Raw genomic sequence first — 14,461 nt, 5'->3', positions numbered from 1 at the left:
GAAAACGTTGAAACTGCGAACCACACGCGTGTTTACCGGATCGATGCTGACTGCCGCTGCACTGACTGCCGCACTGCTCTCCGGGGGGACTGCACAGGCCGATCCCGCATATCCGGCACCGGACCCGGACCCGTTCTACTCGCAAGCAGCTGCCGAGGGGACCGCCGGCACGCCGATCTCCGTGCGCCGGGCCCCTGACCTGATGACCTTTCCCGGCGTCGCGATCTGGCAGGTCAGTTACAGGTCCACGAACTCAGAGAACAAGCCTATTGCCGCGGTCAGCACGATCCTGGTCCCGCCGAATCAAGCACAAGACGGCCCGTTGCTCTCGTATCAGCACATCGTCAATGCACTCGGTACGGGATGTGCGCCATCTCGCGCGCTTTACGCATCGGATCCCAACATCGTCATCCGTGAAGCGCCCATCCTCAACGTCGCGCTGCAACGTGGATGGACCATTGCCCTTCCCGACCATCTCGGACCCAACAGTGCGTACGGCGCCGCGCGCCTGGGCGGACAGATCACGCTCGACGGTATCCGCGCCGTTCAGAAAGTCCCCGAATTGCGTAGTGGCGCCAGCCCTGTAGGTATTGCCGGCTACTCCGGCGGCGGCATGGCCACCGCGTGGGCGGCCGCACTGGCCCCGAGCTACGCACCCGAGGTCAACCTTGTCGGTGTAGCCGAGGGCGGCGTCCCGATGAATCTGTCCAAGATGGCAAACGGCCTCGGACAGGATCCGCACCCGGCATTCGGCCTCGCCTTCGCCGCAGCAATGGGCCTCGAACGCGAGTATCCCGACCTACTGCCGCTGAGCAACCAACTCAACGACCTCGGACGGTCGATGCGGGCCGAACTCACCAACGCGTGCACCAACGACATCCTCAGGGTCGGTGCCGGGCGCAGTGCCTCTCAGGTGTCGACGTCGACATCCTTGCTGTCCAGCCCTGAAGTGCGAAAGGTGATGGCCGACAACAGCGTCGAACTCTATCCCGGTGTGCCGACTGCCCCGGTGTTCGAATGGCACACGCCCGACGACGTCCTGATCCCCATCGATTCGGTGGTCAACACGATTTCGCGGTACTGCGCCGCCGGAGCCACGATTCAATCCCAACTGTTCCCCAGCCCGGACCACCTCACCACTGCGGTCCTCGGTCTGCCCACCGCATTCGAGTACCTACAGGACCGATTCGACGGAGTGCCGGCCCCGCGTTCGTGCTGAATGTCTCCGGAGTGACGTATCGAGTAGGCGCGGCACATGGCCAACTCGGTGTGCCCGTGGCATCGTTGATCGTATGAGCGACACGGATGACACCGGCGCGGCCGGCAATGGCGATTACAGTCTCGATCCCGACGACCAGCTTCAACCTGAAGACACTCTGATCGATCGAGGCGTCGACGACATTCTCGACGAGGGAATCTCACCACCGGAACGCCCACTGGGACTTGATGCCCACGGGTTGACCGGCAGCGAGGAATCAGCGGGGGAGACCCTCGACGAGCGCCTGGCCGAAGAAGAACCCGATCCGTACGCGTCGCTCGGAGATCCTTTGAAGGATCCCGCCGATGCCGACGAATTCGAACGGGAAGAAGAATTCCCGAACGGTGACGAAGTGGGTAACCGTCGGGTCGGGCGTCTCGTTGCCGAAGACGAGGGCAGATACGAGGACGAGGAAAGTGAACTCATTGCCGGAGACGTCGGAATCGACGGCGGCGCAGCGTCGGCAGAGGAAGCCGCGATGCATCTGATCGACGATTCAGAGGACTGAACGACCGCCTGACTGTTGTGGCTGTTGTAGCTGTTGATCGGTGAGAACGATGGAGTGGACGTGATTTCCACCCATTCTCTTGCTTTCGTACATCGCCGAATCGGCGAGGCGATGTAGATCGTGAACGCCACTTTCTGCTGCTTGTACGTCCGGCCAGGCGCCGTTGTGGATGGCTATGCCGATGCTGGTCGTCGAGATTGGTTCGCCTGTAGGGGAGTTCATGATGGGCGCGATCCGGGCCAGTAGATCGCCGACGTACGGCAACGGCATCATCTGAACGACGACGAACTCGTCACCGCCGATGCGCGCTATCGCCGCGTCCGATCTGGCCCAGTCGTGTAGTCGATAGGCCGTGCGCAGTATGACTCGGTCGCCGACGTCGTGACCGTAGGTGTCGTTGAAGTGTTTGAAATTGTCGATGTCGATCACCACCACCAGCAAAGACTGGTCGAGGCTGGATTTCGCTTGCAGTAGTTCGGAAGTCCGCCGTGCGAGTCCGCGCCGATTCAGCAGGTCCGTCAACGGATCGAGTTCTGAGCTTTGAGCGTCGTTGCTCAGGAGCGCCAGAGCAATCTGCGTGACCACCGGTATGACAGTGATGACAGGAATGGCAAAGGCAATGCGCCCCAGGACGTCTGGAAGGCCAGAAGGTACATCGGTGAACACGCCGATGCTGGCGACAACGATGACCGCCCCGGAAAACAGCAGGTGCCACAGCTGAGTTCGAAGATTGTGAAAGAAGGCTATGTACGAGCCGACGAGCCCGAAGACGAGACATCCGAGCAATCTCTGATCCGGATTCGCCTCAGCCAGCACGATCACCGCAACGGCGAAGTCCCCGGCAACGACGAAGAAATACGACCTTTCACGGGTGGTCGCCATGACAGGCAGGGCAATTCCGCCGATCATCACAAGCACTGAGACGACGACGTCCAACGGAAATCCGATGGTCTGTACCGAATGAGTGCCCAGTCGCTTCAGCAGAATCGTGATACCCAGGAGGAAAACCAATACGCCGATGCCTATCCGAGTCGGCATCAGAATTCCGTTGTCGCGCAAGAATCGCGTGAATCGGTCAAACTGGTCTGGCACTGCGAGCCAGCGATGCACGACCTTGGGTGTGTCACTCATCGCGGCCACTGACCATGAGAAGCGGCCGGTCGAATACAACACATGCGGCGATAGTAGTCCGTGGCGATGACAATGAAACTGAACTCGCCTCCAGCCTGTCGACCATAATACGTCACAGTGACGAATTGAGGTGGGGTAGCCGGAAGTCGGTGAGACGTGTTTATCGGCATCAATCCACATCAGAGCACTTATTGGTCGTTCCTGACGTCCAGGTCGCGCGGCGTAGCCGCAGTCGCCGGCGAGGCCAGGCGGTGATCGGTACCAATTAAGCCGGCGATCGCGGAGTCGCAATGGTCGAGTCGTGCAAGCCGGTCGCAGATCTAGGACGGAAACGCAGGAAAGCCGGCAAATGTACCGGCAGACAGACATAGGTGGGCGGAAACAAGGAAGGTTGCACGAACCAGGCGTGAGCCGGATATCGCCAGGTCGAGAATTTGCCGATAATCTACATTATGTCAAGTAAAGGATATTCGAACGTCCCCCGTCAGCTTGTCCGCTAGCTTTACCCACATGGATTCCGTTGCACTCGTCCTCGGTTCACCACGTGGCCGTCGCTTCTGTGCGAACGTCGGTTACGCATGCCAGCAGAAATGTCCGAGCTCGAGATTCTGCACTGTCTTGCGTATGCCGTAGATTTTGCACGCTACTGGGAGCCGCCGGACGAAGAAGATCTGATCTTCGTCCGCCCTGAGGTGATCGCGGCATTGCGACCGATTGCCGAAGCACTACTCGACTCGCCACACACTGCCTGGTGGACCGAGCCGGTCGACCGTCTGAACCAGAATCTGGTTGAAAAGCGAAACCCTATTTACGGCTGGTCGGACCTACCCTTGCGGATTTACCGTGCAGAGGACGGCCTCGAACAGTGGCGTGCTGAGGCACTCGACAACGAACGTCAGTTTCTGGAATACCAGATCGAAGATCCGGACCGTCACATCGGAGGCGAATGGTGGTCTATCCCGTTTGCCAACGGCACAACCGAAACAACCAGGGCCCGCGACGGTATCGGGGCCCTCGGGGTGATTCTCGAAGAAGACAGCTCCTCGAACGAGGCGCGGGTGCAGCCGGTAAGGATCTACGGCGCGCCCCGCATCTACGAGATCACCGGTCCGCAGGACTGGGCGAATCTGGTCGATACCTATCCCCTGCCAGTGCCCGCTTCACGTCGCTCCGTGTTGACGACGACCCGACGGGCTGACGTTCGGCTACACCGAGTTGAGCAGGTGCGGCCGCACTGCCAGCCACCGCGCGGTGTCCTCGATCCCCTGTTCCAGGGTGAATGTCGGAACCCACCCGAGTAGTCGCAACGCACGATCGTTCGATGCGTAAGCGCCGGCAGTGTCACCGGTGCGTCGGCCGGCAGCGACCACGTCGATATCTTCGCCGAGCACGTTCTCGAATGTGTGTACCAGCTCCCACACGGTCGTCCCCCGCCCGCTGCCCAGATTGACCACAGTCATGCGTGATGATTCAGCGGTGACCCGGTCGAACCTTTCCAGTGCTCGAACATGAGCGTCTGCAAGGTCCCAGACATGAACGTAATCACGCACTCCGGATCCGTCGCGCGTCGGCCAATCCGTTCCCGTAACCCTGAAAGGCGTTCCTGTCGAATATGATTCGAACAGCTTTCCGAGTGCGTGGGTCGGGCGTGCCGATGGTGTACCACTTCGCAGATCCGGATCTGCCCCGACGGGGTTGAAGTAGCGTAGAGATATCGCCGATAATTCAGTGGCCGCCGCAATGTCGTCGAGCATCGTTTCGAACTGAGCCTTGCTGTGCGCATAGGGACTCTGCGGTGCGATCCCCCAATGTTCGTCGACACACCCACCGTCGCTCGGCGCATACACCGCCGCAGAGGAACTGAACAAGAAGCGCTCACACCCGTTCCGAAGGACACTCGATACCAGCGTCAGCGACTTGGATACGTTGTTCTCGTAGTACCGCGCCGGGTTACTCACGGAATCTCCGACCACGATCAAGGCCGCACAGTGAACTGTCGCATCGATATCGGAATGATCTGCGAATACTTTGTCGAGCAGTTTCTCGTCCGCGATGTCGCCGCAGTAGAACGGGAATCTGTGCGCAAATTCGGCGCGGCCGGTCAGCAGGTTGTCGAGAATCACGACATCGATCCCGGCGTCGACGCACTTCGACGCGACGGTGCTTCCGATGAATCCCGCTCCGCCCGTGATCAGTACTTTCACGCCGCTCCCCCGGCATCTTCGACGGCAGTCCTCGCACGACGGACGAAGTGGGACACGCGTGAGCGGGCCAAGTCCCATCCACGTAGGTCGCGCCCGTCCCGGATGGAAAGCCGATCACGGTCGAGAAAGAGCGGCACCATGACCAGATCGCGGTAGAGCGAGTGCAGGCGTGGGCGATCCGCCAACCACAGCGTCCATCGCCACCACCAACGCGCCGAGATGGTCGTCATTCCGGTACTGACGCCGAAGATCGATTCCACCGCCGCCCAGTGGACGTTCACCGCCCGACGGACATCGCGTGGCAACTGGCGTCTGGAGAGCGTCACAGCGAGTTCCGGTTCGGAAGTGAGCAGGTACCCCACGTCGAAGACACTGTTCAACGACAAATCGGCTCGAATCAAGGCCCGATCGGCAAGCCGCGCGTGAGCGATGACGTGCAGCGTCACGTCGGCCATCGCAAGGCGGGATCCTTCCGCCTCCGCGCTGATTTCTCGGACCGCGGCCTCTCGGGTCAGCGCGTGACGTGTGAACCTCGGAAGTAAGTGCGAATGGATTTCGACGGAGCCATGACGGTCGTCGCGAAGGAGTGCCGGTTCCTGGTGATCGTCGTGATCGATGGAGTCGGAGTCCACTTCGTCGGGGCGGACCATTCGGTAGCCGAAATCGAGGATCGCGTCGTTGGCCGGAACGGCATGTGCAGGGTCGACGACCAAAAGGTCGATGTCCGTCATCCGTCGAGCTGCCGGGTTCGGCCAGATTTTTCGCTCGAGAAGGGCGGCACCCTTAAGTGCAACCGTCGGAAATCCGTTGCTGTGTAACAACTCTTGCAGTTCCACTCGCTGCGCGTCGAGGTCCGAGATCCTTATGGTGTTTCGGTGATGGACAAGGCTCAGCGTCAGTTCCGGACTCGATGCGGTGGCCGAGGATTCCGACAGCATTTCCGCGAAGCTCGCAGGTAGGACCGATGCGAAGCCGGCCTCGACCGCTCGGGAGGCGAGCAGCGGCAATACCTTGTGCCTTACAGCGGCGTCGATGACTCTGGGCCAATCCTGCTGCGAACACAAGCGGATGACGTCGGCCCCACACTCGGGTTTCAACATGGAAATCAGGTACCGGGTGTCACGCATGACGCCACCAGTTCCTCCACGGTGTCGGCGCCGGTGTCGCCGTGATGTCGAATCAGTCTGTAGCACGGGGCATTCGAGAGTAGAGCAGCGATGTTTCTCAGGGTCAATCCGTGATTGTCGGACCACAGGGCGGATTGCTCGGCCAGCGACTGTATCGCTTGGGGTACGGGCATCGGAGCGAGTCGAGTCGGCCCCTCGTCCCATCCATCGAGGATCAGCACCAGGTCGATTCCGCGAACCGCCGAGCTGACGTTTCGTTCAGCAGGCAAGGTCGACGGGTCCAACGCCCACACCGGCGGGGCGTACGGAAGATACAGCGAATCGTGCGCTTTGATCTCCGGGAGGACGTCGAACGTACCGGCTTTGAGGTGGACCCGCCGCGGTAAGCCCACAGCTTCGGTACCACGAATGAAGACGCCTTCGTCAGCTCGCAGTTGTGCACCCCGTAAGGCAAGGGCGAGCGCCAAGGTGGTCTTGCCCGCCCCTGAATGCCCGGCGATCGCCACTCTCACACCGTTGCAGTCGACCAGAGCGGCGTGCAGGCGTGTCCACTGTCGGGCGTGCGCGGCCGTCATGACATCCCGGTGCACCGTGCGGTACACGCTCTCCGCGAGCTGGAGACCGTCCAGACCGATCAGCGTTTCATGGCTGCCGCCGATGGTCGATTCGATGGTGACGTCCCAGCGACCGAATGTCGCTCGATTCCGCTGAATCCGAACTTCGACGTTGTTGTCCGCAGGCCACGGGCTGGCAATCCGATGCTCGACGACACCGACCTCGGGTATGCAGAAACCGCGCACAATCGCGTCAACCCAAAGGTAATGCGCCCGGAATTGTGGTACGTGGTTGCCTGTCACGGAATTCTCACACCAGCAGACGAGAGGTGCTCAGCTGTCCGTACGTCTCGTTGACTACCGACTTCGCCTCGTCGTCAGGGATCTCGAGCACTTCTGCCACGGCCTGGACAATTTCGCTGACGGTCCGGCCGTCACACAGTTCCCACACCAACGTCGCGACCGGGTTGAGGTGATGGGCAACCTCGCTGGAACTGTCGTACAGCACAACACCGTCGGTGAGATCGTTGCTCTCCACCGTCTGAGAGCGTTGCGGTCTCACACCTTCGAGTAGTTCGGTCAAGATATCTCCTTGATTCAGCGAATCCGATTTCGTTTTGGTGGTGGTCTCACAGTGCGAAGCGTCGTGAGTATTCGGATTCGATTGCGCCCGAACGAATCAGGCTGCGTGTGGAGGCGATGCCGGGCGACAGCGTCAGGCACGTGAGCGCTCCCCCGGCACTCGCATCCACCAGGTAGTCGCCCAGAGTTCGGTAGTGACCCGCCCATTGTCCGAATGCTTCGGAATCTGACTCCGGATCCGCAATCTCATCGAGAATTCGCTCGAAGGCGCGCGAATGTACGAGAACGGCGTGGACTCCACGGTTCTCAGGACTGGTGCGCAAGAGTGCCGAACCGTCGAGCAGAGCTCCGTCCCTCGATTTCGGGTCGTGTCCGAGGTGGACGACATCCCAATCGCCGTGATCCAACTCTTCGCGGGCATGGCCAAGGATCGATGCGGCGGCATCCAGCAAACTGACGTCGTCAGCAGCGATGAGGACCGAATCCCAGCCCTTCTCAGTCGCCCGAGCGAGCGCACGACGCCACGAGACGGTGAAGGCCGCGTCCTGATTCATCGCGTCCTCGAAAGCCGACACTCTTTCCACCGCTGTTACGCGCGGTAAGCGAATGAATCTATGCCAGGACGCTTTCCATCTGTCGATGTCGAGATCGAGATTCACGACGGCAACACCGAGGTCCGACTCAGAATCCTCGACAACGGGGTTGGGTTCTCCCCCTACGCGGACAGGCGACAGTGGGCGATCGAGCACAACGTCGACTGCGCCTCGCTCGAGCAGATAAGCCGCCAGTGAGAAGTCGGACGGCACGGGTCCGTTGATCCTTCGTGAGAGTTCGTCTCGCAAAGTTCCGTATGTCGCCGCGCGAACAATCAGTGCAGCTCCGACCAGATCTTCGCCGTGTGCGTGGATGACAGCCGTATCGGCCTCGGCCGGGAGGTCGTCGACGATGTTCCGTAGCTTGTACATAACCGCGGGTTCGATCACGCGAGCCTCGTCCAGAAAAACTACCGATTTCCAGGCCAACAGAATGGCCTTGTCGATTCCGGCGACGAACGCAGACGCAGTCCTCCACACATCCGGAGCGTCGTCCTGCGACGGAATGGCACGGTGAACGGTCAGTTCGATCGACTCGGCCTCCGCCAGGCATGAACGCCACGGAGCGACTCGGCGGTCGTCGCCGAGAACGATCACTCCACCAAAGGCCAACTCGGGTCTCTGGACGCTCAGCTCCGCACGGAGACGGATCTCGGGATACGAATCACCGAGGTATTCGGAGAACTGACGATGGAGTGAATCGATGTCCCAACCGACCTCACTCCAACCGAGCAGGTAATTGTGAACACGATCTTCCCAGTTTATTCGATACGGGACACCGGCCGGGCGCTCGAATCGATGGTGCCAACCAAATGTCGGAAGGCAGACGACCTTTCCGCCGTTGATCCGGAACTTCTCGTGGATGTATCCCTCTTCACCGCCGAATCCGGTGAAGTGCGAGTTCAGTCCCGGCCACGCCTCACGCCTGCAGGCAAATGAGCCGAGGCCCTGCATGACGATCTCGAAAGGCACGTCCGGGTGCTGCTTCGCGCGCGAATCAACTCCCCACGAGCCGAACATCCCGTTGCGCCACTTGGGGTCCATGTGGGTGGCCGCGATGTGCGAGGAATCCTGGGAGAGCATCGGCCCCTGGATCAGATCGTCGGTTTCCGGATTTGCATCGAAATACGCCAGCAACGCCGACAACGATCCCGGTGCCAAGATCACGTGGGAGTCGAGGACCAGGACGTACTTCCCTGTTGCCTTGCGGAACAGGACGTCCCGCACCGCAGTCGATCGAACGTCGGTGAACGGAACGTAGCGGAACCGATCGATATACCCCGCAAACGATTCGAGCATCGGCGCCGGCAACCCCTCGGGGTTGTTGTCCAACAAGACGAATTCGACTCTGTCCAGAATCTCGCGATGATGGACCAAGATCGAGTGGATCGTGAAGTACGCGCCGTCGAAATCGTCGTAGGTTGCGATCGCGACAGTCAGATCGGCCGGTTCTCCGTGCGGTGGAGTCTCCTGCACCTGAACCGACCCCGCGCTCTGAAACTTCTTCAGAGCGCGGTGTAGCGCGACGTCGAACTCTGTCATCGTCGGTGTTCCCCCTCGGAACCAGTCGCGTCGTGTCGGCTACGTAGGTTCCGTGGGATTCGTCGGCTGGGTCGGAGGGGTCGGGAAGGTCGGCTCGGTGCGAGTGGTCGGCACTGTCGGTACGGTTGGCACAGTCGGGACGGTCGGCTCCGTCGGCACAGTCGGCCCGGTCGGCTTAGCCGTCGTCGTTCCACCGGAACCTGAAGAGCTACCGGTTGATCCGGAACCTGTGGAACTTCCAGACGATCCCGAACTCCCGGAACTACCCGAACTGCCTGACGATCCCGAACTTCCCGATGATCCGGGGTTGCCCGGCTCGTTTCCGCCCGGCTGGTTCCCTCCCGGAGTATGGCCACCGGGCTGATTCCCGCCTGGTTGTTCGCCGCCTGGTTGATTCGGGTTCTGCTGGCCACGACTTGGCGCTCCGGAGAGATTCGGCGTGTCTCCGGCTGCGAAGGCCGGCGCCGCACCACCGAGGCTGATCGACGTCACGACGGGCACAGTTACCGCCGAGGCCGCTAGAACTGTCTTGACGAACTTGCGTCGATCAACCGGAACATTCTGAAAAGCGTCGTCGCCCATAGTGTTTCTCCCATGCGTCCGAGACGAGGTCGTCCTCACTCGATGTCGGGCAAAACGCTAGCATCCTTCCGGCAACTTTACAGACTGAACCCGCCGAAATTTGGTTCTTATGCGAAGTTGAGACTGGACTGGGCCGGCAATTCGGACGGGAGTACGACAATTCCCTCCAGCACAGGGAGCACGTTTGTCCTGTTCCATCACCGTCAGCCGGCCGGCATCTCCCACGGCGCCACCGGAAGAGTGCTTCCGGTTTCGAGGTAGGACTTCAGGTTCGACAACACCGCCGACCATCCACCGGCCACCTCCATGCGAGCCGATTCGTCCGCCAAATCGGTGTGCTTGACGGTCAGTCGCACGATCGCGCCGAAGGCTTCGATGTCGAAACTCACCCGAGAGATGTCGACGCCCGGTTCGCCGTTCGGATAAGCCCAGGTGGTGACCAACCTCGACGGAGGGTTGCTCTCGACTACGGTGCCGACTACATCGGCAATGTTCGAACCGTCGATCCGGCGGTGCTCCCAGGTCGATCCCGGCTGCCAGTCGGAGACGTTGCTGTGTCCCCAATACTCTGCGGTGGCCTGTGCGTCGGTGAGCGCTTTCCAGACGTTGTCCGCCGTGCTCGCAATGTAGGTGACGTACACAAAACTGGGCTTGTCGGTCATGGCTTCCTCCGCAATTCTTTTGACGGTACTGAGCGCACGAAGGCGCGGTACCTCGAACTTGTTGATCCACCGCTCTCGAATCTCCTCTAGCGCAACGGGATTGAGATAGTGAAGCTTTGCCCTCCCCTGTCGGACCGTGCTGATCAGATTGGCGTCCTCGAGCATGGTGAGGTGTTGAGTGACAGCTTGCCGACTCATGTCGAGGCTGTCGCACAGCTCGCCGAGCGACTGACCGTTGGCTACGAACAAGCGGTCCAGGAGAAGCCTTCGTGTGGGATCGGCCAGTGCTTTGAAGGCTGCATTCATCCGGTCGTTCACAACTTCACAATATGCAAGCATTTACTTGCATGTCAACGGTTGGGCGTGCCGGGTTTCGAAAGTTGGGACAGATGAGGTGTGATGTCTCTAGGCAGATGTGATCTGAATCCCGGATTGCACCGTAAGAGAGGTTGGGCACATGGACTGGGCAGCAATTGGAGTGGGTGTCGGGTATGCCTCGGTGGCCCTGTCGATCCTGGTTTTCGTCGGCGGGTGCATCGCACTGTTCATCTTGTCCGTCCGCCAGTAGCTGACACCTCGACAAAGTGGTGATCACCCCGGGGTCCGGCCAAGCCGATCACCTCGGGAGTGATCACCCTCGAGGCCGCTTGATCGATTCGGACACACCGGCGCGCGTCGGACTGCTCGCAGAGAAGCTCGGCCGCGGTGGGACTACCGTAGGACTGTCGCCTAGAACTCGAGGAGTACGGAATGAGCATCCAGTCGGTTGAACCGCACCGCCACCGCGTAGTGGTGATCGGTTCCGGCTTCGGAGGATTGTTCGGCACTCAGGCTCTCAAAAAAGCCGATGCCGACATCACGATGATCGCGCGTACAACCCACCATCTGTTTCAGCCGCTCCTCTATCAGGTTGCGACCGGCATCCTCTCGGTCGGTGACATCGCTCCCGCCACGAGACTGGTGCTGCGCAAGCAGAAGAACGCACAGGTACTGCTCGGTGAGGTCGAGACCATTGATCTCGAGAATCAGACCGTGACCTCGCGCCTGCTCGAACGCGTCACTGTTACGCCGTTCGACAGTCTGATCGTGGCAGCCGGTGCCGGTCAGTCGTACTTCGGCAACGACCAGTTCGCGGAGTTCGCCCCCGGAATGAAAACGATCGACGACGCCCTCGAACTGCGCGGACGAATCCTTGGGGCCTTCGAACAGGCCGAACTGTCGGACGATCCCGCCGAGCGTGCGCGCTTGCTCACCTTCGTCGTTGTCGGCGCCGGCCCCACCGGCGTGGAGTTGGCCGGGCAGATCGCCGAGCTTTCCCGTCGAACGCTGAACGGCGCGTTCCGCAAGATCGATCCTCGTGAAGCGCGCGTCGTGCTCCTCGACGGCGCCCCTGCCGTGTTGCCCGTGTACGGCGGGAAGCTCAGCCGCAAGGCTGCCGAGACGCTCGAGAAGCTCGGCGTCGAGATCCAGCTCGACGCGATGGTCACCGACGTGGACAACGACGGTCTGATCATCAAGGAGAAGGACGGCACGCTTCGCCGTATCGAGTCGCAGTGCAAGGTGTGGTCCGCCGGCGTGCAGGCCAGCCCCCTCGGCAAGCAGCTCGCAGAACAGAGCGGCGGAGAAACCGACCGCGCCGGCCGCGTCATGGTCAATCCCGACTTGTCTCTGCCCGGGCACCCCAACGTCTTTGTCATCGGCGACATGATGTCGCTCGACAAGCTGCCCGGATTGGCTCAGGTTGCCATGCAGGGTGGCAAGTACGCGGCCAAGCAGATCAAAGCGTCACTGGACGGCAAGTCACCGTCGGAACGAGTTCCGTTCAAGTACTTCGACAAGGGCAGTATGGCAACGATCTCGCGCTTCAGCGCGGTAGCCAAGGTGGGCAAGCTCGAGATCAGCGGCTTCATCGGGTGGGTTGCCTGGCTGGCAATTCACCTCCTCTACCTCGTCGGATTCCGTTCCCGTGCCTCGACGCTGTTGTCGTGGGCGGTGACGTTCTTCGGGCGTGGCCGTGCTCAGATGGCGTCCACCGAGCAGCAGGTCTTCGCGCGAAACGCGATGGGCGAATTGGAGAAGAAAAACAAGGAAGCGACGGAGTCCGGCAGCGCTTCGAATGGCGAAGCCAAGAAGGCTGCCGGCAAGCAGCAGAAGGCCGCCGGCTGATCAACACCTGAGTGACCGGCGGAGGGCGGCTGTGGAGTTCAACTCCGCAGCCGCCCTCCGTCATTCGATCGACTGCCGCGTGGTCAGTTTCCGATCTTCGCCACCTCGGTGATGTTCGCGAGGCGAACCTGTCCCTTGGAAACGAGTCGGTCGTTCTCGTCGGTGATGCGAACTTCCCAGAGTTGCTGGGTGCGTCCGCGATGAATCGGGGTGGCTTCAGCGGTGAGAGTGCCCACCCGCGTTGCGCGCAGGAAGTCGGTGTTGTTGTTGACTCCGACCACGTGTCCTCGCTCGCCCAGCCACACGGTGCCACCGACGCTGGCGAGAGACTCCACCACCGAGCAGTACACACCCCCGTGCTGTATCCCGGCGGGCTGGTGCAGCGTGGGCTTGACGGTCCATTGCGCCCGCACGCGATCTGGGCTCAGTTCGGTGTATTCCAGGCCGATGGTGGCGTCGAAGCCCGTTCCGAGCCGTTTCATCATCTCTGCGGTCTCAGCAGTGTCGACCATGCCATCTCCATCTGTGATTCTCTGGCGCCGGTGTGGCTGCCACTCCCTACCTGATTACACGAGAGGTAACTCGAGCTTGGAATCAGGTCTGGAAAAAGAACCGGCGGGTTTCACATCATTCGATGTGAAACCCGCCGTGGGAAGGACCGGGAGTCTCTGCAGCCCTCAGGACTCCGGCGCGGTCCGGCAGTTTCGTCACTCTCGCGGGGTGTAACTCTCCGCGTGGTGTTCCACAATCATAGGCAAGGCTGACCTAATTTAGCAAGCCCTTCGTCGAACTGGTTCCAACGAGGACGCAGCGAGACCTTGCGGCGTGCACGCACGGGCAGTCCGGCGGCGACAAAAGCGTCCAGCAGCCCCTGCCCGCGGCGCTGAGCGGCTGATTCGCCCCCGCCGGCCAAGATGGGGACATATGCCGCTGCGCCCAGGATCGACTCCCCTACCAAGCCCCAGAATCTGAACTGGTCGACGGGCGCACACCTGGAGACGGCGTCGTAGATCGCCCGTAGCGAGGTCAGGCAACGGTGCGCGGTCCAGACGAGGAGCGCTTCTTCGCACGGCATGTCGACGACGCCGTCACTGCCGGACTCCCGTCCGTTCGGCGCAACGCGCAGAGTCTCGTCGATCACCCCGGCCCAGTCGATACCGCCGTCGCTGTCCATGTGGATGAACAGGTTCTCGAGGCCTGGATCCCAAGCGGCACCTTCGGAGACGATCGATGCGGCAACCCTGCCGACCACAGCGTGAATCAGTGATGTTGCGACCTGTATCGCCGCAGCTTCGGCACTGTCGAGATCCTGGAGCGAGCGGGCGAACATCTGATGCACCCGATCCCCGCACAAGCCTTCACTCAACTGCCACCAACGCCGTTTGCCTTCACCTGACATGGCGGCAACCGCGTAGACGCGCGGGTAGTCAGGGTTGAGTGCTCGTAGGCGAACGCTGGTGCGGCTCAATGCGTTCGACCGGAGTTCGAATTCACGAACATCCGCATGCTGGGTGGTCAAGGTGATTGTCACCGTGCACTCCAATCGGCCGAA

14 protein-coding genes are annotated in these 14,461 nt (G+C 61.1%); 5 read left to right on the top strand and 9 right to left on the bottom strand.

The genetic code is table 11. From position 1 onward, the window contains the following. Positions 1-43: 43 nt before the first annotated feature. Positions 44-1,219, top strand: coding sequence for a lipase family protein (locus KTR60_RS14855; protein WP_416309277.1), 1,176 nt, complete (start codon positions 44-46; stop codon positions 1,217-1,219). Between the two features lie 73 nt (positions 1,220-1,292). Continuing rightward, a complete protein-coding gene (locus tag KTR60_RS14850) occupies positions 1,293-1,766 on the top strand; it encodes a DUF5709 domain-containing protein (RefSeq protein ID WP_003945009.1) in 474 nt (157 codons plus the stop codon). On the opposite strand, the gene KTR60_RS14845 is transcribed toward KTR60_RS14850, so the two are convergent. Continuing rightward, entirely contained in the window at positions 1,755-3,077 is a 1,323-nt protein-coding gene (locus KTR60_RS14845; protein WP_228400991.1) for a sensor domain-containing diguanylate cyclase, read from the bottom strand. The genes KTR60_RS14850 and KTR60_RS14845 overlap by 12 nt on opposite strands. A gap of 398 nt (positions 3,078-3,475) precedes the next feature. Here KTR60_RS14845 and KTR60_RS14840 point away from each other — a divergent pair, with 398 nt between their 5' ends. After that, positions 3,476-4,198: a hypothetical protein gene (locus KTR60_RS14840; RefSeq protein ID WP_228400990.1), complete on the top strand. Its 723-nt coding sequence runs from the start codon at positions 3,476-3,478 to the stop codon at positions 4,196-4,198. Here KTR60_RS14840 and galE read toward each other — a convergent pair. Genes galE through KTR60_RS14815 form a run of 5 tightly spaced genes read right to left on the bottom strand, consistent with a single transcriptional unit; the run spans position 4,103 to position 9,499 of the window. After that, the gene (galE, locus tag KTR60_RS14835; protein ID WP_125051071.1) at positions 4,103-5,101 is read right to left on the bottom strand and encodes a UDP-glucose 4-epimerase GalE; all 999 of its coding nucleotides are present in this window, start codon (positions 5,099-5,101) and stop codon (positions 4,103-4,105) included. The genes KTR60_RS14840 and galE overlap by 96 nt on opposite strands. Further along, entirely contained in the window at positions 5,098-6,228 is a 1,131-nt protein-coding gene (locus KTR60_RS14830; RefSeq protein ID WP_228400989.1) for a nucleotidyltransferase family protein, read from the bottom strand. Before KTR60_RS14830 ends, galE begins: the two co-directional genes overlap by 4 nt. Beyond that, positions 6,207-7,085, bottom strand: coding sequence for a hypothetical protein (locus tag KTR60_RS14825; protein WP_228400988.1), 879 nt, complete (start codon positions 7,083-7,085; stop codon positions 6,207-6,209). Before KTR60_RS14825 ends, KTR60_RS14830 begins: the two co-directional genes overlap by 22 nt. Before the next feature lie 7 nt (positions 7,086-7,092). Then, the gene (locus KTR60_RS14820; RefSeq protein WP_007732082.1) at positions 7,093-7,365 is read right to left on the bottom strand and encodes a PqqD family protein; all 273 of its coding nucleotides are present in this window, start codon (positions 7,363-7,365) and stop codon (positions 7,093-7,095) included. Between the two features lie 46 nt (positions 7,366-7,411). Next, a complete protein-coding gene (locus KTR60_RS14815; RefSeq protein ID WP_007732084.1) occupies positions 7,412-9,499 on the bottom strand; it encodes a glycosyltransferase in 2,088 nt (695 codons plus the stop codon). Positions 9,500-9,551: 52 nt separating this feature from the next. On the opposite strand from KTR60_RS14815, the gene KTR60_RS14810 reads away from it, so the two are divergent. Next, the gene (locus KTR60_RS14810; protein ID WP_007732085.1) at positions 9,552-9,863 is read left to right on the top strand and encodes a hypothetical protein; all 312 of its coding nucleotides are present in this window, start codon (positions 9,552-9,554) and stop codon (positions 9,861-9,863) included. A gap of 421 nt (positions 9,864-10,284) precedes the next feature. Here KTR60_RS14810 and KTR60_RS14805 read toward each other — a convergent pair whose 3' ends face one another. Beyond that, positions 10,285-11,082 carry an ArsR/SmtB family transcription factor gene (locus tag KTR60_RS14805; RefSeq protein WP_228400987.1) on the bottom strand — a complete coding sequence of 266 codons (798 nt, stop codon included), beginning with the start codon at positions 11,080-11,082 and terminating at the stop codon, positions 10,285-10,287. Between the two features lie 411 nt (positions 11,083-11,493). On the opposite strand from KTR60_RS14805, the gene KTR60_RS14800 reads away from it, so the two are divergent. Beyond that, positions 11,494-12,909 carry an NAD(P)/FAD-dependent oxidoreductase gene (locus tag KTR60_RS14800; protein ID WP_228400986.1) on the top strand — a complete coding sequence of 472 codons (1,416 nt, stop codon included), beginning with the start codon at positions 11,494-11,496 and terminating at the stop codon, positions 12,907-12,909. An 83-nt stretch (positions 12,910-12,992) separates the two neighbouring features. Here the strand turns inward: KTR60_RS14800 and KTR60_RS14795 are convergent, their stop codons facing one another. Together KTR60_RS14795 and KTR60_RS14790 are read right to left on the bottom strand one after the other, a co-directional pair. Then, the gene (locus tag KTR60_RS14795; RefSeq protein WP_007732087.1) at positions 12,993-13,421 is read right to left on the bottom strand and encodes a PaaI family thioesterase; all 429 of its coding nucleotides are present in this window, start codon (positions 13,419-13,421) and stop codon (positions 12,993-12,995) included. A 236-nt stretch (positions 13,422-13,657) separates the two neighbouring features. Continuing rightward, positions 13,658-14,440, bottom strand: a complete 783-nt coding sequence (locus KTR60_RS14790; protein WP_003944809.1) for a hypothetical protein — start codon at positions 14,438-14,440, stop codon at positions 13,658-13,660. Positions 14,441-14,461 lie beyond the last annotated feature (21 nt).

It is taken from the genome of Rhodococcus sp. C1 (assembly GCF_020809065.1).
Taxonomy (GTDB): Bacteria; Actinomycetota; Actinomycetes; order Mycobacteriales; family Mycobacteriaceae; genus Rhodococcus_F; species Rhodococcus_F qingshengii.
Note: the sequence above shows the minus strand (reverse complement) of the source record. Positions and strands in the feature narration are given on the sequence as shown.

What these genes read in the sequence shown, in the direction of transcription:
- KTR60_RS14830 (WP_228400989.1), bottom strand. Translation starts at nt 6,228, where the DNA reads ATGCGTGACACCCGGTACCTGATTTCCATGTTGAAACCCGAGTGTGGG.
- KTR60_RS14800 (WP_228400986.1), top strand. Translation starts at nt 11,494, where the DNA reads ATGAGCATCCAGTCGGTTGAACCGCACCGCCACCGCGTAGTGGTGATC.
- KTR60_RS14855 (WP_416309277.1), top strand. Translation starts at nt 44, where the DNA reads ATGCTGACTGCCGCTGCACTGACTGCCGCACTGCTCTCCGGGGGGACT.
- KTR60_RS14795 (WP_007732087.1), bottom strand. Translation starts at nt 13,421, where the DNA reads ATGGTCGACACTGCTGAGACCGCAGAGATGATGAAACGGCTCGGAACG.
- KTR60_RS14845 (WP_228400991.1), bottom strand. Translation starts at nt 3,077, where the DNA reads ATGTGGATTGATGCCGATAAACACGTCTCACCGACTTCCGGCTACCCC.
- KTR60_RS14815 (WP_007732084.1), bottom strand. Translation starts at nt 9,499, where the DNA reads ATGACAGAGTTCGACGTCGCGCTACACCGCGCTCTGAAGAAGTTTCAG.
- KTR60_RS14840 (WP_228400990.1), top strand. Translation starts at nt 3,476, where the DNA reads ATGCCAGCAGAAATGTCCGAGCTCGAGATTCTGCACTGTCTTGCGTAT.
- KTR60_RS14850 (WP_003945009.1), top strand. Translation starts at nt 1,293, where the DNA reads ATGAGCGACACGGATGACACCGGCGCGGCCGGCAATGGCGATTACAGT.
- KTR60_RS14805 (WP_228400987.1), bottom strand. Translation starts at nt 11,082, where the DNA reads ATGCTTGCATATTGTGAAGTTGTGAACGACCGGATGAATGCAGCCTTC.